The 17,238-nt window shown below is 71.0% G+C and carries 19 protein-coding genes; 12 read left to right on the forward strand and 7 right to left on the reverse strand.

Annotated elements, in window-relative coordinates:
- Positions 1–124: 124 nt before the first annotated feature.
- Both A4R43_RS10295 and A4R43_RS10300 read right to left on the reverse strand, forming a co-directional pair.
- The gene (locus tag A4R43_RS10295; protein ID WP_113692122.1) at positions 125–1,414 is read right to left on the reverse strand and encodes an ArsB/NhaD family transporter; all 1,290 of its coding nucleotides are present in this window, start codon (positions 1,412–1,414) and stop codon (positions 125–127) included.
- On the reverse strand, positions 1,411–2,706 hold the full coding sequence (locus A4R43_RS10300) for a homoserine dehydrogenase (RefSeq protein WP_113692123.1): 1,296 nt from the start codon (positions 2,704–2,706) through the stop codon (positions 1,411–1,413). The genes A4R43_RS10295 and A4R43_RS10300 overlap by 4 nt, the downstream gene beginning before the upstream one ends.
- A gap of 89 nt (positions 2,707–2,795) precedes the next feature.
- On the opposite strand from A4R43_RS10300, the gene otnK reads away from it, so the two are divergent.
- From otnK to A4R43_RS10315, 3 genes are read left to right on the forward strand one after another with little or no spacing between them, the layout of a single operon-like run.
- On the forward strand, positions 2,796–4,022 hold the full coding sequence (gene otnK, locus A4R43_RS10305) for a 3-oxo-tetronate kinase (RefSeq protein ID WP_113692124.1): 1,227 nt from the start codon (positions 2,796–2,798) through the stop codon (positions 4,020–4,022).
- Positions 4,019–4,690: a class II aldolase/adducin family protein gene (locus tag A4R43_RS10310; RefSeq protein WP_205215294.1), complete on the forward strand. Its 672-nt coding sequence runs from the start codon at positions 4,019–4,021 to the stop codon at positions 4,688–4,690. The genes otnK and A4R43_RS10310 overlap by 4 nt, the downstream gene beginning before the upstream one ends.
- Before the next feature lie 3 nt (positions 4,691–4,693).
- On the forward strand, positions 4,694–5,494 hold the full coding sequence (locus A4R43_RS10315) for a DeoR/GlpR family DNA-binding transcription regulator (protein WP_113692126.1): 801 nt from the start codon (positions 4,694–4,696) through the stop codon (positions 5,492–5,494).
- Here the strand turns inward: A4R43_RS10315 and A4R43_RS10320 are convergent.
- Positions 5,480–6,181, reverse strand: coding sequence for a MerR family transcriptional regulator (locus A4R43_RS10320; protein WP_113697477.1), 702 nt, complete (start codon positions 6,179–6,181; stop codon positions 5,480–5,482). The genes A4R43_RS10315 and A4R43_RS10320 overlap by 15 nt on opposite strands.
- A gap of 63 nt (positions 6,182–6,244) precedes the next feature.
- On the opposite strand from A4R43_RS10320, the gene A4R43_RS10325 reads away from it, so the two are divergent.
- From A4R43_RS10325 to A4R43_RS10335, 3 genes are read left to right on the forward strand one after another with little or no spacing between them, the layout of a single operon-like run.
- Positions 6,245–6,709, forward strand: a complete 465-nt coding sequence (locus A4R43_RS10325; RefSeq protein ID WP_113692127.1) for a DUF6194 family protein — start codon at positions 6,245–6,247, stop codon at positions 6,707–6,709.
- A 23-nt stretch (positions 6,710–6,732) separates the two neighbouring features.
- Positions 6,733–7,146 (forward strand): hypothetical protein, encoded by a 414-nt coding sequence (locus A4R43_RS10330; RefSeq protein ID WP_113692128.1) that lies wholly within the window; start codon positions 6,733–6,735, stop codon positions 7,144–7,146.
- A gap of 1 nt (position 7,147) precedes the next feature.
- Positions 7,148–7,645, forward strand: a complete 498-nt coding sequence (locus A4R43_RS10335; RefSeq protein WP_113692129.1) for a hypothetical protein — start codon at positions 7,148–7,150, stop codon at positions 7,643–7,645.
- 342 nt (positions 7,646–7,987) lie between these two features.
- Here the strand turns inward: A4R43_RS10335 and A4R43_RS10340 are convergent, their stop codons facing one another.
- Both A4R43_RS10340 and A4R43_RS10345 read right to left on the reverse strand, forming a co-directional pair.
- A complete protein-coding gene (locus A4R43_RS10340; RefSeq protein ID WP_113692130.1) occupies positions 7,988–8,968 on the reverse strand; it encodes an alpha/beta hydrolase in 981 nt (326 codons plus the stop codon).
- 83 nt (positions 8,969–9,051) lie between these two features.
- The gene (locus A4R43_RS10345) at positions 9,052–9,870 is read right to left on the reverse strand and encodes a glycoside hydrolase family 16 protein (protein WP_162788403.1); all 819 of its coding nucleotides are present in this window, start codon (positions 9,868–9,870) and stop codon (positions 9,052–9,054) included.
- Between the two features lie 148 nt (positions 9,871–10,018).
- Here A4R43_RS10345 and A4R43_RS10350 point away from each other — a divergent pair, with 148 nt between their 5' ends.
- The gene (locus tag A4R43_RS10350) at positions 10,019–11,017 is read left to right on the forward strand and encodes a DNA topoisomerase IB (protein WP_236808884.1); all 999 of its coding nucleotides are present in this window, start codon (positions 10,019–10,021) and stop codon (positions 11,015–11,017) included.
- An 84-nt stretch (positions 11,018–11,101) separates the two neighbouring features.
- The gene (locus A4R43_RS10355) at positions 11,102–11,959 is read left to right on the forward strand and encodes an alpha/beta hydrolase fold domain-containing protein (protein ID WP_236808886.1); all 858 of its coding nucleotides are present in this window, start codon (positions 11,102–11,104) and stop codon (positions 11,957–11,959) included.
- A 17-nt stretch (positions 11,960–11,976) separates the two neighbouring features.
- Here the strand turns inward: A4R43_RS10355 and A4R43_RS10360 are convergent, their stop codons facing one another.
- Positions 11,977–13,245, reverse strand: a complete 1,269-nt coding sequence (locus A4R43_RS10360) for an ATP-grasp domain-containing protein (protein ID WP_113692132.1) — start codon at positions 13,243–13,245, stop codon at positions 11,977–11,979.
- 223 nt (positions 13,246–13,468) lie between these two features.
- On the opposite strand from A4R43_RS10360, the gene A4R43_RS10365 reads away from it, so the two are divergent.
- Positions 13,469–14,266 (forward strand): SDR family NAD(P)-dependent oxidoreductase, encoded by a 798-nt coding sequence (locus A4R43_RS10365; RefSeq protein ID WP_113692133.1) that lies wholly within the window; start codon positions 13,469–13,471, stop codon positions 14,264–14,266.
- Between the two features lie 65 nt (positions 14,267–14,331).
- On the opposite strand, the gene A4R43_RS10370 is transcribed toward A4R43_RS10365, so the two are convergent.
- On the reverse strand, positions 14,332–15,051 hold the full coding sequence (locus A4R43_RS10370) for a TylF/MycF/NovP-related O-methyltransferase (protein ID WP_113692134.1): 720 nt from the start codon (positions 15,049–15,051) through the stop codon (positions 14,332–14,334).
- Positions 15,052–15,145: 94 nt separating this feature from the next.
- On the opposite strand from A4R43_RS10370, the gene A4R43_RS43905 reads away from it, so the two are divergent.
- From A4R43_RS43905 to A4R43_RS10385, 3 genes are read left to right on the forward strand one after another with little or no spacing between them, the layout of a single operon-like run.
- Positions 15,146–15,670, forward strand: coding sequence for a helix-turn-helix domain-containing protein (locus tag A4R43_RS43905; RefSeq protein WP_162788404.1), 525 nt, complete (start codon positions 15,146–15,148; stop codon positions 15,668–15,670).
- Positions 15,660–16,679 (forward strand): RNA polymerase subunit sigma-70, encoded by a 1,020-nt coding sequence (locus A4R43_RS10380; protein WP_236808887.1) that lies wholly within the window; start codon positions 15,660–15,662, stop codon positions 16,677–16,679. Before A4R43_RS43905 ends, A4R43_RS10380 begins: the two co-directional genes overlap by 11 nt.
- A gap of 25 nt (positions 16,680–16,704) precedes the next feature.
- Entirely contained in the window at positions 16,705–17,232 is a 528-nt protein-coding gene (locus A4R43_RS10385; protein WP_113692136.1) for a dihydrofolate reductase family protein, read from the forward strand.
- The last annotated feature ends 6 nt before the right edge of the window (positions 17,233–17,238 follow it).

The following is a 17,238-nucleotide window of genomic DNA, read 5'->3' on the forward strand; positions in this document are numbered from 1 at the left end:
GCTCCCGCCGAGCCACCTCGCGCCGCAGCCGCAGGGGTGACCGGATGTCACGAATGTGGCTTTCGAGACGTCTGGCGTCTCGAAAGTGGCTTTCGTGACACCCCGGCCTGCTCCGGGGCTGTCGTCAGGTGAGGAGCAGTTGCGGCAGCACCATGGTGAGAATGGTGAACGCCGGGCCGATCAGGACCATGGCGAAGCCCCACGCCGTCAGCCGTTTCGACAGCAGGGGCCGTTCCGGTTCCGCCGCCGAGGCCACGATCGTGGCGCCCGTGGTGGAGAACGGCGCGCAGTCCACAAGGGACGCCGAGATCGCCAGCGCGTAGATGAACCCGGTCATCTCCAGCCCGCCCCCGGCCACCAGCAGTGGCACGGCCAGCGGGATCAGCGCACCGAGAATGCCGATCGTGGAAGCGAAGGCCGACACCAGCCCGGCGATCACGCAGATCACCACCGCCGCGATCAGCGGCACGTTCACCGACCGCGCCAGCTCGCCGAGCTGGTCGATCGCGCCCAGCCGGGTGAGCACGCCGACGTAGGTGAGGATGCCGCCCAGCAGCAGGATCGTGCCCCAGTCCACCTTCGAGATGGCCTTGCGGCCGACGTCGGGCACCAGCAGCGACAGGAACACCGCCAGGGTCAGCGCGACCACGCCGAGGTTGACGTCCACATCCAGCACGGTCAGCGTGAAGAACCCCGCCACCAGCACAAAAAGCGTGACCAGCACGGTGACCTGCGTGCGGTTGACCGGCGGCGCCTCGGTGAGCACCGCGGTACCGCCACCACCGGACGGCTCGGCGGCGTCCCGGCGCGAGCGGCGCACCAGCTCGGGCCCGCCGAACATCAGGAAGGCCACCAGCACCACCAGCGCGTTCACCCCGACCGACAGCCCGAACATCAGCGCCGCGTTGTAGGGCAGGCCCGCGTCCTCGGCGATGGTGGCCACGGTGATGCCGTTGATGCTGGTCGGCGCGAGCGCGCCGCCGACGATCGCCGAGCTCATCGCGATGCCCATCAGCGTCGGGCTGATCCGGTGCGTGGTGGCCAGCGACATGGCGATCGGCACCACGGCGAACGCGGCGTGCGACGTGCCGAGGCAGGCCACGCCGGTGCCGATCAGCCACAGCGCCCACGGCAGCAGCGCCACCCGCGGCCCGACCAGCCGGATCGAGCGGTCCACCAGCCAGTCGATGGTGCCGGTCTCCCTGGCCATGCCGAACAGGTAGGTGATGCCCAGCAGGATCAGCAGCGCGTCCACCGGGAACGCTTCGAGGATCTCGTCGAGCCCCTCGCCGACCACGCCGATGCCCACGATGAACGCGGCGACCAGGGCCAGCGCTCCCATGTGGACGTTGCGAATCGCGGAAATGGCGAACACGGCCGCGAAGACGACCAGCGCGATGATTTCGGCGCTCATGCTCCCGGCTCCCTTCGGCTGGAGTGGACGGCGGCGAGCCCGGGATCGACGCCTTCGAGGTCGTCCAGGCACACGAGTTCCCCGGCGGCGACGGCACGGCGCAGCCGCGTGCCCCCGAGCAGGTAGTAGGGCGCGACGCCCGGCGACGGCGGCACCATGACCGGTGCGACCCCGTTGATTTCGTGGTGGTGCCCGGTCACCTGGAACGAGGTGCCGGGGCCGAGCGAGGTGGCCGCCCTCGCCGCCAGCAGCGTGGTGGGTGACGGCACCGGCGCCGCGGTCCCGGCCACCGCCGCGTGGATGGTGAGCGGGGTTTCCACGCCCATCGCGTGGTACGGCCAGTAGAAGCAGGCGTACTTGCCGTCGCGGCTGACCACGTGCCCCTTGCCGCGCAGGAGTTCCCAGGTGACCGGGTCGCCGGTGCGCACCACCGCGAACACGCCTCCGGCGAAGCTGGCTTCCCCGGGCAGGCGCAGGGCGGAGAACACGTCCACCACCCCGTCGCGGCCGAGAATGCCGCCGTCCTCGCGGGCGGCGTAGACGTCGGCGAGTTCGGCGATCCTGGCGACCGGGTAGTGCAGGCCCTCGACGTCCGGCACGGCGCCGGTGCGCATCGCGACCACGGTCATCTCGCACAGGTCGGCCGCCGCCGAGCGCTTGAGCCCGCCGACGAGCGCGGCGCGGCGGTCCAAAGTGGTCCGTGGGTCCGGGCCGAGGTCGAGCAGCCCGGCCAGTTCCGGCGCTTCGACGCTCACTCCGGCCTGGGTGACGGTGCCGGTGGCCGGGTCGAAGACCAGGTCGTACTCCCCCGACTTGCCGATGGCGACGATCTCCAGCCCGGTGGCGGACACCCAGTCGACCAGGCGGAGCAGGTTGGCGGGCTGGTCGCCGTCGCCGGGCAGGTAGCTGAGCCCGGCCGCCCGCGCCTTGGCCGCCAGCGCGACCCCGGCCACGGTGTCGACCTCCTTGCTGACCATCACCACGTGCACGCCGTGGTCCAGGGCGGCTTCGGCGTAGGCGGTGCCGACGGCGACCTGACCGGTCGCCTCGACGAGCACGTCGATACCGCTCCAGTCGAGCGCGCTGCCATCAGCCAGCACGGCCGGGGCATCGAGGCCGAGTTCGGCGAGGGTGCGGCGCATACCTTCGGTGCCGGGCTCGACGAGCACCTCCGGTATCAGCTCTGGCGTGTGCCTCAGCTGCGCGAGCAGCGTACGGCCGTAACCACCGTTTGCGCCGGTCAGCGCGATCCGGACCGGCTCGCGGTCCCGCGCGGCATGGGAGTGGATCACCGTTGCTCCAATCTGAGGGCCGTACTGTGACACACGATCTAGATTTTTACAAACTTGCACCAAATCTTCACATGCGGTGTGATGGGCCCATGCTGGGAGCCATCGCCGACGACTTCACCGGCGCCACCGATCTGGCGATCATGTTGCGGCGCACCGGGTACCGGGTCGCGGTCGCCATCGAGGACCACGACCCGGGCGCACCGGAACGCGCGGGACTCGACGCCCTCGTCATCGCGCTCAAGACCCGCACCGCGCCGGTCGCCGAGGCGGTGGACGCGTCGCGAGCCGCGGTGCGCCGCCTGCGGGACTGGGGCGCGCGCCAGGTCTACGTGAAGTACTGCTCGACCTTCGACTCCACCGACGCGGGCAACATCGGCCCGGTGCTCGACCTGGTCTCGGCCGAACTGGGCGCGGACAAGGTGGTGGTCGCCCCGGCACTGCCCGCCAACGGCCGCACCGTCTACTTCGGACACCTGTTCGTCGGCGCCGACCTGCTCGAGCACTCCTCCATGCGGCACCACCCGCTCACCCCGATGACACGTTCCCGGGTCGCCGACCTGCTTCGCCCGCAGACCCCGCACCCGGTGGCGGAGGTGCACCACACGACGATCAGCCAGGGCGTGGACGCGGTGCGCGCGGCGATCGAGGCCGCACCCGGCCGGTACGTCGTGGTGGACACCATCGACGACGAGGACCTGCGGGTGCTCGGTGCGGCGGTCGCGGACAGCCCGGTGCTCAGCGGTGGTTCCGGGCTCGCCTGCGGGCTGCCCGGTCCCGGCACGCCCGGCGACGACTGGAAGTCCGTTCCGGACACCGGCCGCGTCGTTCTGTGCGGCAGCGCGTCGGCGACCACCCGGCGGCAGATCGCCACCGCGGCCCGCACCCAGCCGGTACGCCGGGTCGATCCCCGTGCGGCCGTTCACGAACCGGACGCCGAAGTCGGCCGCATCTTCGACTGGGTCCGCGCGCAGCAAGCGGCGCCGGTGGTTTACGCGGCCGGGGAACCCGGGGACGTGGTGTCCGAAATAGACGGTCACGCGGTCGCGCCCGCCGTCGAAGGGGTCCTGGCCGGGGTGGCGCGGCGGCTCGTGGACGAAGCCGGGATCACCCGGCTGCTCGCGGCGGGCGGTGAGACCAGCGGCGCGATCGTGCGCGCGCTCGGCATCGGCCTGCTGCGGATCGGGCCGGAGATCGCGCCCGGCATCTGCTGGAGCGGCGCGGTCACCAGCACCGGAACCGAGCTGGCGCTGGCGCTCAAGAGCGGCAACTTCGGGCCGGACGACCTGTTCACCTCGGCATGGGACCGGCTCGCGTGAGCGCGCTCGACGAACTGCTCGCCGCCGGGGTCCGCGTGGTCGAGGAGGGGCTCAGCCCGGGCACCAGCGGCAACATCAGCGTGCGTGACGGCGACCGGATCCTGCTCAGCGGCACCGGCGTTTCGCTCGGGCGGATGCGGCCGGAGCAGGTCGCCGTGCTCGATCTCGACGGCAGGCTGGTCGACGGCGCGAAGCCGTCCAAGGAATGGCCGCTGCACCTCGCCTTCTACCAGCGCGACGAGAAGCATCGGGCGGTCGTCCACGTGCATTCGCCGTCCACCGTCGCGGTGTCCTGCCTGGAACCGTGGGCCGGGCACAGCGCGGTTCCGCCGCTCACGCCGTACTTCGTGATGCGGGTCGGCCAGACGCCGCTGCTCCCCTACCGCCCGCCCGGCGATCCGGGACTCGGCGAGGACCTGCGGGACAGCCCGTGGGAACTGCGGGCGGCGTTGCTGGCCAACCACGGTTCGGTGGTGGCGGGCACAACGCTCGGCGAGGCGGTCGATCGGGCCGTGGAGCTGGAGGAGGCCTGCCGGATCACGCTGCTGACCAGCGGGCACGCGCGGCGCGAACTGGACGAGGTCGCGACCGCGGCGCTGGCGCGGCAGTGGGCCAGTCCTTGGGGCACACGAACTCCGCCGCCTACACTGAGCGCCCCGAGGAGGTAGCCCATGGCGAGCCCGCCGCTCATTCCCGAGCAGCGACGGCAGGAGATCCTGCGACACCTGCGGCACGCGCAGGTGCTGAGCTACCACCAGCTCACCGAGCTGCTCGGTGTCAGCCACATGACCATCCGGCGTGACATCGCCGCGCTGGAGAAGCGGGGCAGCGTGGAGGCCACGCCGGGCGGCGCGAAGATCGCCACCCGGCTGCTGCGCGAGCCCGACCGCACCGAGAAGGCGGGCACCGACCGGGCCGAGAAAACCGCGATGGCCAGGGCCGCGGCCACCATGGTGACCGACTCGATGACGGTCTACCTCGACGCCGGGACCACCATCCAGGCGATGCGGCCGTTCCTCGGCGAGGTGCGGGACCTGACCGTGGTCAGCAACGACCTGGCCACCGTGGCGGACTTCTGCGACCACCCCGGTGTGGACCTGATCTGCGTCGGCGGCCGGGTGGAGACGGCGAACCGGTCGACCGCGGGCAGGCTCGCCACGCTCGCGCTGCGGGAGCTGTCGCTGGACATCGCCTTCCTGTCGTCGAGTTCGTGGGACGTCGGGCACGGGGTCACCACGCCGGTCGAGGCGAAGGTGGAGGTCAAGCGGGCGGCGCTGGCCGCGGCCACCACGTCGGTGCTGGTCGCGGGCAGCGCGAAGTTCGGCCGGTTCGCGCGGTACCGCGTGCTGCGGCTGGACGAGATCGACAAGATCATCACCGACGACGGGCTCGACGACGAGGCGGCCGCGCAGATCGCCGAAACCGGTACGCCGCTGGTGCGGGCCGGGCTGGACAGTTCAGACGTCGCCTGACATCGCGGCGCTGAGCGCGGCCGCGCCGTCGAGCAGGGCCCGCGACCGGCTGGTCAGCGCCGCTTCCCTGGCGGCCAGCATGTCCTTGAGGTCCTCCCCGCGACGGCCGAGGCGGATCTGCGGCATCAGTGTCCGAAGTGGACCGACGCGGTAGCCGGCGCCGCGCAGCTGGTGCACGATCCGCGCGTCGCGCACCTGAGCCGGTGAATACCGCCGCCGCGCTCCCTTGGCCTCGTCGCGATCGGGCACGACCAGCCCTTCGGCGTCCCAGTGCCGCAGAGTCGACGGGCGCACCCCCAGCGCGGCGGCGAGTTCGGACACGCTCATCGCGTCCGACGGGCTGACGTCGAGAATCGGTTCGGCGGAAATGGCCTCGGCGGCCTCCTGGGCGAGGCGCAGGTCCGTGCGTTCGGTGTGCAGCCGCGCGTGCGCCGCGTCGAGCAGGGCCAGCGCGAGCGCGGGCGCGGTGTGCGCGGCCCGCATGATCTTCTTCGCCTCGACCGGCCCGGTTCCGGCGGCCAGCGCGCGGTAGGCGAGCACGCTCCGGACGTGCACCTCGCGGTAGAGGCGGTACCCCGACGCCGTGCGCTCGGCCGCGGGCAGCACGCCGTCGCGCTCCAGGTTGCGCACCTGCTGCACCGAGCACCCGGCTCGCCGCGCCACGGTGGCCGTGTTGAGAGTTGACACGCGCTGACCATACGGTTCGCCGCCCGAAGTCTCCACGAGCACCTTAATGAAACGCTGGAACACATGAAGCCAGAAGAGATCATCGGATACGTGGACGGCCTCGACGGGGTGCTGACCGTTCAGCCGTCCGAGGGCGACGGCACGCCGGAGCTGGCGTGGGGTGACACGTTCTTCTACTACGCCCCCGACGGGGTGATGCCGACGAACACCCAGCCGTTCGCCACCATCGTCACCAAGAACTACCCCGGCGACGAGCTGTCCCGCCTGGACCGGCCGGACGTGTTCCGCGTGAACATCGCGGCGGGCAAGGACAACTTCGTGAAGTGGACCGGCCACGCCCCGCGCGACACGCCCGCCGGGGAGGTCGACTACAGCGCCTTCGACACGCTGATGCCGCATCCGGTCTACGGCACCGTCGGCTGGCTCGCCGTGGTGAACCCCGGACCGCGGACCGAGGCGGACACGCGGGAACTCCTGCACACCGCCTGCGAACTGGCGCGAGCCCGCTACGAACGCCGCAACGGCTGACACGCGGTGGCTAGGCTGCGGACATGACCTTCCCCGGCAGGGCGGTCCGCGGCCTGGCGATCCGCACCGGGAACCCCGCCAACTGCGCGCCCGACCACACCAGCTTCACCCTGGACTTCGAACCGCTGCCCGCCGGGCGGTCCGGCTACGAGTTCGACGCCGACCTCGACTACGGCTTCGATGACTACCACCGCGAACTACACGAGGAATGCGCCCCGGCGATCAGCCAGGGCGTGCTCCTCAACCTCGCCGGCGCGCCGAAACCCCGCGGTTACGGCGAACTCCCTCCAGCCGTGGACCCGGCCGAACTCGGGCCGTCGATCGCCGTGCGCGTGGTGCTGGTGAAGGTCAGGTACCACCTGGTCGACACGTCACCGGCACCACACGCGGCGGCGGCTTGGGAAGTCACGCAGCGGCTGCGGGAGGCGCTGGGCTGAAATGGGCTCCTACGAATACCTCTACCTCGACAGCGACCAGCCGATCGCCCGGGAAGCCGCCTGGTTCCGCCGCGAACTCGGCTTCGAGCCGATCCCGGTGCAGGACGGCGACCCCGACCACATCGGCCTCCGCGGTCCGGCGTCCACTGTGGACGGAATGGTCGGGCTGGCGGTGCGGCACAACCACACCGCGCTGGCCGACCCGGCGCCCGGCGAGTGCCAGGCCATCGACGCCTACCGCGTCGAGATCGAGTTCTGGTATCGGCGCCGGGACACCGAGGAGCAGCGACGCGAGGCGCGGCTCCTCTTCGATCGCCTGGTCGTCGCGCGGCCGGGCACCGCGATGCTGCTGACCCACGGCTCCGACCTGCTGACCGCCGCCTGGTTGCCACCGCGCGGACGGCACGAGTTCCCGGCCGGGACCACGGTCGACGAACCCGATCTCGAGACTTGGCGGCCCTGGGTGATCGGCGTGTATTCCTGGTTGCGCGACGGTTAGAGCAGCTTGGCCGCGACCGTCGCGCCGTCCACGCGGATCTTCCCCGCGACAGCCCGAGCACGGGATCCGCCGTCAGCACCGGTTTCTCGCCGAACACGTGGCCGCGCACGTCATCGATCGGGGCCAGCCCGGCGGCCACGCGGTGCTCGTTCAGCTTCGCGCCGAAAAGCTCGTTGAACTGCCGGGCGTCGAGGTCCCACAGCTCCTGGTTGCTCGAACCCTCCGGCCTTTTCACCGGCGACGGCGGGCAACCAGCACGTCACAGCCCTCGGCTGCTTCGCTGAGCGCCTCGAACTGCGTGGTGACCGTGCCCTCGGCCATTTTCCGCAGCCGCCGGTGAAGTCAGCAGGCGGGCGGCAGCGGCTCCGGCGGGGTGAACGGCACGCCCATCGCCTTCGCCAGCATCGGCAGCGAACGGTGCAGTTCCCGTTCCCAGTACGGCCAGGTGTGCGTGCCCGGCCCGTACAGGCAGGTGGTCACGCTGACCCCCACCTCGCGCAGGCGGTCCGCGGTCGCCACCGCTTCCGCGCCCAGCACCTCTTCGAGCGGATCGGCCGCCGTGCCCGGCGGGTCCAGCGGCCCCGGTTCGCCGTTGCCGGAGGCGATGAACACCGCCGTCCCGCGCAGGCGCCTGGCCAGGTCGTACGGGTTGTGCGCAGCCCAGATCCGCGCCTGCTCCACCGGATCACCCCACAGCTTGAGCGGGTCCTCGCCGAAGCCCGCGATCAGCTCCATCAGGCCCCTGGCACCCGGTTCACCGCCGAGCGTGGTGTGCACGACGCCGCTGTAGGAGGCGGCGGCCCGGAACATGCCGGGATGCCGCCCCGCGTACGACAGCGCGCCGAAGCCGCCCATGGACAGCCCGGCCACCGTGCGCACGTGCCCCGACCGGTACCGGTGCTCCAGCAGCCGCCGCAGTTCGGTGAGGTGGAAGGTCTCCCACGCCGGGCCGGACAGCCAGTCCGAGTAGAAGCCGACGTCACCGGCCTCCGGCATGACGATCAGCGCGTCCAGGTCTTCGGTGTAGTCCTCCACGTCGCTGTAGGTGGTCCATTCGACATGGCCTTCGGCGGCCGAGCAGCAGCCGTGCAGCAGGTACAGCGTCGGCCACCGCTTGCCGGGGTTGCTGCCGTAGTCCTCCGGCAGCAGCAGGCGCACGCCCACGTCGGCGCCCAGCGCCGGCGAGCGGACGAGCAGTTCCAGCATGCGGTCGCCGACCAGGCGTTCCTCGAGCACCACGGCCCGGCCGGGTGCGGCCACCGCCGGTGGCGTGACCGTCAGGCTGAGCAGCGTCAACAGCAGGACCAGCGCTTTTCGCAGCATGGGGACCTTCGCTCTGGGTTGCCGACCGGGCACGTTCAGCTTTCCGCGCGGACCCCCGCCGGTCAAGATCCCCGGCACGGCGGTCAGGGCGCGTAGGCCCGGACCCAGTCGACCTCGTAGACCGCGCTCTGCAGGCCGGTGCCGTGGAAGTTGTCCAGCTGGATGGTCTGGTGCATCGACGGCGCGCACTGGATGCACTGCCGCACGTCGCTGGCCCCACCGGAGAAGCTGAACCACTCGGTGCCGTCGACGAAGCCCTTGAGGTGCTCGGGCGTCCATTCGATGGCGATGTTGTGCCACTGCGTCAGGTCCACACCGCAGCGCTGCGCGAACTCCTGCTGCACCGGCACGTCCGCGTCGTGCGGGTAGTGCAGGAAGGCTTCGGCGCAGTCCTCCCCCGGCGCGGAGTTCTCCAGGTAGTCGTACTCGCCGTCCTCCGGCCACCGGTCCGAGTCCGGCCACAGGATCAGCAGCGGGTGGTACTGGCGGCCGTTGTCGGCCGAGGTGGCTTCCGAGCGCACACGTGCCTCCCAGCGCCCGTACCGCTGCCCGAACTTGGCGCCGAGCCAGCCGGTGTCGCCGTTCTCCGCGCCGGTCTGCCGCAGGACACCGCCGAACACACGCGAGTGGGCGTCGCAGCGCCTGCCGTTGCCCGCGTGCCCCGGCCAGCAGCCGCCTTCACCACCGGCGAGGCTCCACTTGGCCTGGTCCGGGACCGCGGGCGCGTCGGCGGAGCCGTAGTCGAACTCGTCGCTGCCTTCGGGGATCGGGGTGCCCCAGCCGTACCGCTCGGCGGCCGTGTCCGCCTGTTCCGCCCCAGCCGGACCAATCACTGTGACCCCGGCGACCCCAGTGACCAGCGTGGCGGCCGCCAGGACCGCGCCCCACCTCCTGCGCTTCATGCTTCCTCCCTTGGTCGGAGACCCACGCAGAGCGTGCCGAACCGGGCAGCCGTTCACCAGCCGATGGCCGGGACCTGCCACCCGCGCGTGTGCCCGCCATCGGGCGGGGTATCCGGGCTCGGAATCCACCAGACCGGAGGAGGGTGCGTTGCTGGTCCGCAGTGAGGTCGGCGGCCCGGGCATCCGCCGGGTCCGGCGCGGCCGGGGGTTCGCCTACCTGACCGAGGACGGCACGAAGGTCACCGACGCCGCGACGCTGGACCGCATCCGCGGCCTGGTCATCCCGCCCGCCTGGCGCGACGTGTGGATCTGCGCCGACCCCGCCGGGCACATCCAGGCCGTCGGCACCGACGACGCCGGCCGCCGCCAGTACCTCTACCACGAGCAGTGGCGCCGGGAACGGGACGAGGAAAAGCACGACCGCGTGCTGGAACTGGCCAGGAAACTGCCTCGGTGGCGGCGGGCCGTCGCCGAAGACCTGGCGCGGCCGGGGCTGGGCAGGCGGCGGGTGCTCGCCGCGGCACTGCGCCTGCTCGACCGCGGCATCTTCCGCACCGGTGGCGAGGAGTACGCCGAGGAGAACGGCTCGCACGGGGTGGCCACCCTGCTGCGTGAGCACGTCCGGGTCAGCGGGGACGAACTCCGCTTCCGCTACACCGCCAAGGGCGGCGCCGACCGGGCGGTCTCGGTCCGCGACCCCGAGCTGGTGAAGGCGGTCAAAGCCCTGCGGCGCAACAATTCCGGCAGCGACCGGCTGCTGGTGCACCGATCCGGCCGCGCGTGGCACGAGGTGCGCGCGGAGGACATCAACGACCGGTTCAAGGAACTGGCCGGTGACGAGTTCACCGCGAAGGACCTCCGGACCTGGAACGCCACCGTGCTGGCCGCCGCGGCGTTCGGCCGCGACAGCGACCACGTGTCGAAACGCACCGAAACCGCCGTGATGAAGGAGGTCGCCGAAGCACTCGGCAACACCCCCGCGGTGGCGCGCGACTCCTATGTGGACCCGCGCGTGGTGCGGGCGTTCGAGGAGGGTGAGACCATCGAGCGCGCGGTGCGGCGGGCCCGTGACCTCGACGACGAGAAACGCCGCGAAACGCTCGAACGGGCGGTCATCCGGCTGCTGTCGCGGCGGGGGCACGACTGAGCCAGGTATACCGATCGGCGCGACGGGGTATGCCCTGGTATGCGTTCCGCACCGAGCATTCGAGCCAAGGCGATGATCGCGTCCATGCGGTTGATGCGCCGCAAGCAGGTGTTCGCCGACCCGGAGAAGCTCCGGGAGAGCGTCGACTCCGGCAGGCGCCACGACCGCGAGGAGCCGCCGTCGCTGGTGTACCGCGGTACCAGCGTCGAGCGCACCGAGGTGGACGGCACGTTGTGCTACACCATCCGGCCGAAGGCGCCGACCAGCACCAAGCACGTGCTGTACTTCCACGGCGGCGCCTACGTGCACGAGATCCAGCGCGACCACTGGGAGTTCACCCGGCGGCTGGCGCTGCTCACCGGTGGCACGGTGACCGTGCCGGTCTACCCGCTCGCGCCGCGCTCGACCGCCGCCGAAACGGTGCCGCTGGTCGAGCGGGTCCACGACCGGATCCTCGGTGACACCGATCCGCGGAGCCAGATCCTGATGGGTGACTCGGCCGGCGGCGCGCTGTCACTGGTGCTCGCCGAACGGCTTCGGGACCGGGGCCGGCCGCAGCCCAAGGAGATCGTCATGCTGTCGCCGTGGCTCGACGCCACGATGACCCATCCGAGCCTGCCCGCGCTGGACCGCATCGACCCGTACCTGAGCGTGCCGGGCCTGGCCGAGGCCGCCCACCTCTACGCGGGTGAGCTGCCGCTGGCCGATCCGTGGCTGAGCCCGGTCAACGGCAAGCTCGCCGACCTCGGCAGGCTGAGCCTGTTCGTCGGCACCAGGGACGTGCTCCTGGCCGACGCCCGGCGGTTCCGCACGGTCACCGCCGAGCGCGGCATCGATCTGGAGTACTGGGAGTACGAGGGCATGTTCCACGCCTGGATGCTGACCACGCTGCCCGAGGCGCGGGACGCCACCCGCCGCCTCGCGCACGTGGTCCGCCGCTGAGGCTGAACCTCAAAGCCTCAGTCCGAGAACCGGAAGTCCAGCGCCGCCACCGCGTCGTCGAACTTCCGCTCCATCTCCGGCACGCTGGCCGCGCCGATCACCAGGTCCGCCAGCTCGAAGCTGTAGCTGTCCTGCGCGGGCATGTCGGACAGCCGCTGGCCTTCCTCGGCGACCAGCTCGATCTGCACACCGGGGATGCGGCGTTCGATCTCGGCGATCTCCTCCTCGGTCGGCACCCGTTCGACGAGGCCGTCCTCGAACCGGCGGTGGTACCACTTCGCCGAGACCGCCCACTTGCCCCGCCGGGCGGGGGCGGCCGGGTCACGGCCGAGGCCGAGTTGCACCACCCGATAGTGGTTCGGCACGCCTTCGACGTCCTCGAAGATCTCCGCGTGTGACTGCGACAACCGCGGGTTGACCTCGAGCAGGCACACCTGGTTGCTCTCCGGGTGCACGAAGAACTCCACGCTGAACGTGCCGTTCTCCATGCCCACCTGCCGGATCACCCGCTCGGAGACCTCCGCCATCCGCGCCTGCGCCTCGTCCGGCAGCTGCGAGGGGTACTGGTGCCGCAGGAACGACGCCGTGTCCGGGTAGTTGATCGAGTCGAGGGCGCCGTAGACCACGATCTCGCCCTGGTAGGCGTACCCCTCCACGGCCGCCTGGACCCCGCTGAGCGCGGATTCCGCCAGGCACGCCTCACCGCCGATGTTCTCGATCTCCGGGGGCAGTTCCAGCTGGTCCATGATGAACTGGAAAGGCTTGCCCACGCGGCTGATGCCGTCGCGGATCTCGCGCACCGCGTCGGCGAACTCCTGGTCGTTCGCGACGTGGAAAGCCAGCTCCGAGGAGAACGACTTCACCGGTTTGAGCCACAGTGGATAGTCGATTTTCTCCGGTTTCTCCGGACTTCCCGCCAGGTCGACGATGGCGAACTCGGGGTACTCGTCGATCACCTTGGCCTGCTCCAGCCTCGACCAGTACTTGTGCTCGCACTTGACGATGGCCTCCAGCGGTGCCGACGGCAGCCCGTACCGGCGGCACAGCAACGGCACCATGGTGCTCACCGGGAAGTCCCAGTAGCCCACGATGGCCCCGATCTCGCCGTCGAAGGCATCCAGCTCGCGCTGCGCCTTGTCCAGCAGCTCCTCGATCGGGATCTCCCCGTGCTGGATGTCCTCAATGGTCAGCAACCCGTGGAAGCGGTAGTCGCTCGCCCCCGGGATCCGCCGCAGGGTCCGCTCGTTCGCTTCGTCCAGTCCCACCACGAAAACATCTGTCGTCATGGTTTTGCGGTACCCCGTGCCACCGCGTCGAAACGGCGGATCGGCCAGGAGGACCCGGAACTGCTCCGGATCGGGCAGCCGCTGCCGCCGGATCGGCTACCGCGATCGCGGGAAAAAACCAACCACCGGTTGAACACCGAGCAATATCCGATACGCCCGGAGGTGGTTCCGGCCGGTAACTTCGTGGTGACATCCGGTCAGAGGCGGCGCTGGAGGAGAGCCCATGTTGCTTGCGAACAAAACCGCGGTCGTCTACGGCGCCGGTGGGGCCATCGGCCGGGCGGTCGCCCGCGCCTTCGCCGAGGACGGCGCCACCGTGCACCTCGCCGGGCGCACCGCGGCACCACTGGAAGCCGTCGCCGCCGAGATCAACGCGGCGGGCGGGGACGCGCACGCCGGGGTGGTCGACGCGATGGACGAGCGGGCGGTCCAGGACCACCTCGACGCCATCGCCGCCGACGCCGGGCAGATCGACGTGTCCTTCAACCTGATTTCACACGGTGACGTGCACGGGGTGCCGTTGCTCGACATCAGCGCCGAGGACTTCTCCCGGCCGATCGACATCGCCACCGTGGGAAATTTCCACACCATGCGCGCGGCGGCCCGGCGCATGGTCAAGCAGCGGTCCGGGGTCATCCTGACGCTGACCTCCCCGCCGGCGAAGCTGGTCGGCCCGCTGATGGGCGGCACTGCGGTGGCCGAGGCGGCCGTGGAGACCTTCACCCGTTGCCTGGCCGCCGAAATCGGCCTCCACGGCGTCCGCGTGCTCGGCCTGCGGTCCGAGGGCATTCCCGGTGCCTGGGCCGAAGACTGGCACACCAACGTCTTCGACACGCCGGTCGAAGCCACCGAGGGACTCGATCCGGAAGGCCACGCCAACGTGCTGGCCGAGCGGACCATGCTGCAGCGCACGCCCACGCTGGCCGAAATGACCGCCGTCGCGGTTTTCCTCGCCTCCGACCGCGCGGCCGCGATGACCGGCACGATCACGAACATGACCTGCGGCTCGGTGCCCGACTGATCCGTCCCGCACCGCACGGAAAGGCGGATTTCCCGGGCCACCGGGAAATCCGCCTTCGTGGTGTTTCAGGTGTCGATCTTGTGCAGCAGGGTGATCCCGGTTTCCCCGAACCGGCGAAGGCGCGCGGTCGATTTGGTCCGGGAAAGGTAATCGTGCACCGCGCGGCTGCAGCCGTCCCAGGCGTCGTAGTCGTCGAGAATGATGATGCCGTCGGCCTTGACGTGCGGATAGAGGTGTTCGAGGCAGACCATGGTGGAGTCGTACCAGTCACCGTCGAGGCGCAGCACCGCGATCGGCTCGCCGTCGTAACGCGGCACGGTGTCCTCGAACCAGCCCTCGTGGACGTGCACGCGCGGAAACCCGGCTTCCCCCACCAGCGCGCGGAAATCCTCGGCGCGGGTCCGCAGGTTGTCGAAGTACAGCGGATCGTCGGTGGCGGCCTGCCAGGTCATCGCGTCCTCCCCGTCGGTGGGCGTGGCCTGCGGCAGCCCGCCTTCGAAGGAGTCGTAGAAATGGTAGTCGCGCTCCGGCCCGCCGATGTGCATCATGGCCGCGGCCATGCCGCCCTTCCAGGTGCCGCATTCGACCACCGCGCCGTCGAGATCGCGCAGCCGTTCCCGCACCAGCGCGAGATTGTCGCAGAACAGGTCTTCGGTGATCAGGCTGCAGGCCGAGAACCGGCGGAACAGTTCCCGGTGTTCGGCGTGCTCGGCCACCGCTTCGGCACCGGCGGAGAATCGCCGGAGCTTGCGGAGAAAACGCTGCGATTCATACCATGCTGTCATCAACCGAGATTATCAATTCCTGCCCTCGGCATTCTTCTCCTGGAACAACCGAAGCCGGGTGCGGCGGGCTTGCCGGCCATGAGATCGTTCCGGGGTGGATACCTGGGAACTGCTGGCGCACCCGGTGCGGCTGCGGATCGTGCAGGCGCTCTCCGGTGACCGGGCGCTGACCACCACCGGCCTGTGCGAGCGCGCGCCCGATGTCTCGAAGGCGACGGTCTACCGCCACGTCGGCCTGCTCGCCGACGCCGGTGTGCTCGAAGTGGACGGTGGTGGCGCGGAACGGCGGTACCGGCTCAGCCGCGAGCGCGCGGTGATCGACGCCGTGGTCTCGCCGGCGGAGCACCGGCGGGGGTTCGCCGCCGCGATGACCATGCTGATCGCCGAGTTCGACGCCTATCTCGACCGTCAGCACACCGGCACCGACGCCGATCCGGCGGATGCGGTCGCTTACCGCCAGCACGAGATCTGGCTCAGCCCGGCCGAACTCGCCGCGCTGCGTGACGGCCTGCACGACGCGATCGCGCCCCACCTGCGCAACGAGCCCGCGCCCGGCCGCACGCGGTACCTGCTCAGCCCCATCCTCTTCCCGACGGGGAAACCGGAAAGTGGACGCTGACGAGTTCACCGCGCTGACCGAGCGGCACCGGCGCGAACTGCGGGTGCACTGCTACCGCATGCTCGGCTCGTTCGAAGAAGCCGAGGACGTGGTGCAGGAGACGTTCCTGCGCGCGTGGCGGAACATCGACCGGTTCGAGGGCCGCTCGACCCCGCGGGCGTGGCTGTACAAGATCGCCACGAACGCCTGTCTGGACGTGCTGGGCAGCCGGTCGCGGCGGGTGCTCCCCCACCACCGCACCGGCCCGTCCGATCCGGGCGTCTCGCTCGAACCGCGTGAGGACATCCCGTGGCTGCAACCGTTCCCGGACCGGCTCTGGGAGCCCGCGGCCCCCGCGGAAACCGAACCGGACCACGAGGTCGTCGCCGGGGAGACGATCGAGCTGGCGTTCCTGGCCGCGCTGCAGCACCTCCCACCGCGTCAGCGGGCCGCGCTGCTCCTGCGGGATCTGCTCGGCTGGCCCGCGAAGCAGGTCGCCGAGCAGCTCGGCACCGGCGTGGCCTCGGTCAACAGCGCGCTCCAGCGTGCGCGGGCGACGCTGCGGGAGCACCTGCCCGCGCGGCGGCTGGACTGGCCGAGCCCCACCGAGCGCGAGCGGGCCGTGCTGCGCAAGTACATCGACGCGATGGAGCGCGCCGACCTCACCGCTGTCGCCGAACTGCTGGCCGAGGACGTGCGGACCACGATGCCGCCGTGGCCGATGTGGTTCCGCGGCCGCGACTCCGTGCTGGCCGCGCTGGCGGCCAGCTGGGACACCGGTTCGCCGGACCACGTCGGCCGGTTCCTGCTGCGGCCGATCGGCGCCAACCACCAGCCCGCGGTGGCCTCCTACGTCCGGCGGCCCGGTGACGACGAGTTCCGGGCCTTCGCGATCGGCCTGCTGCGGATCGCGAACGACCAGGTCACCGAGGTGCACGCGATCCACGAGCCGCGTCTGTTCCCCGCCTTCGGGCTGCCCGCGACGTGGACCGATGAGTTTCCGGAGCCGCTGCCGTCTCAACCGGGGTAGGCCCACCATCGAGGGAGGAAACCCCGTGAGCAAGCTCCTGTACTCGGCGACCATGTCGCTCGACGGGTTCATCGCCGGTCCCGGCGGCGACATGTCGTGGCTGACCGCGCACCTCGCGCCGGACCCCGCCGTCGACGAGCTGATCCCGCAGGTCGGCGCGATCCTCGCCGGGAACCGGACCTTCCGCGGTGACGACCCGCACCGCGACGACCCGGAGAAGGCGGGCAAGGCCTTCGGCGGCGGCTGGTCGGGACCGCAGGTGGTGCTCACCCACCACGCGCCCGCGACCCCGGTGCCCGGGGTCACCTTCGCCGGCGACCTCACCAAGGCGGTCGCGCTGGCGAAGGAGGCGGCGAACGGCAAGTACGTCAACGTGCTGGGCGCCGACGTGGCCCGGCAGTGCCTCGAAGCCGGTGAACTGGACGAGATCCTGGTGTTCGTCGCGCCCGTGCTGCTCGGCGACGGGGTCCGCCTGTTCGCCCACCCCGGTGGCACGAACATCCGGCTGGAGCCGACCGGCGGGAGCGGGCTGTGGTTCCGGGTGGTCCGCTGATCCGTC

Origin of the sequence: Amycolatopsis albispora (genome assembly GCF_003312875.1) — a bacterium.
In the GTDB taxonomy this organism is placed as follows: domain Bacteria; phylum Actinomycetota; class Actinomycetes; order Mycobacteriales; family Pseudonocardiaceae; genus Amycolatopsis; species Amycolatopsis albispora.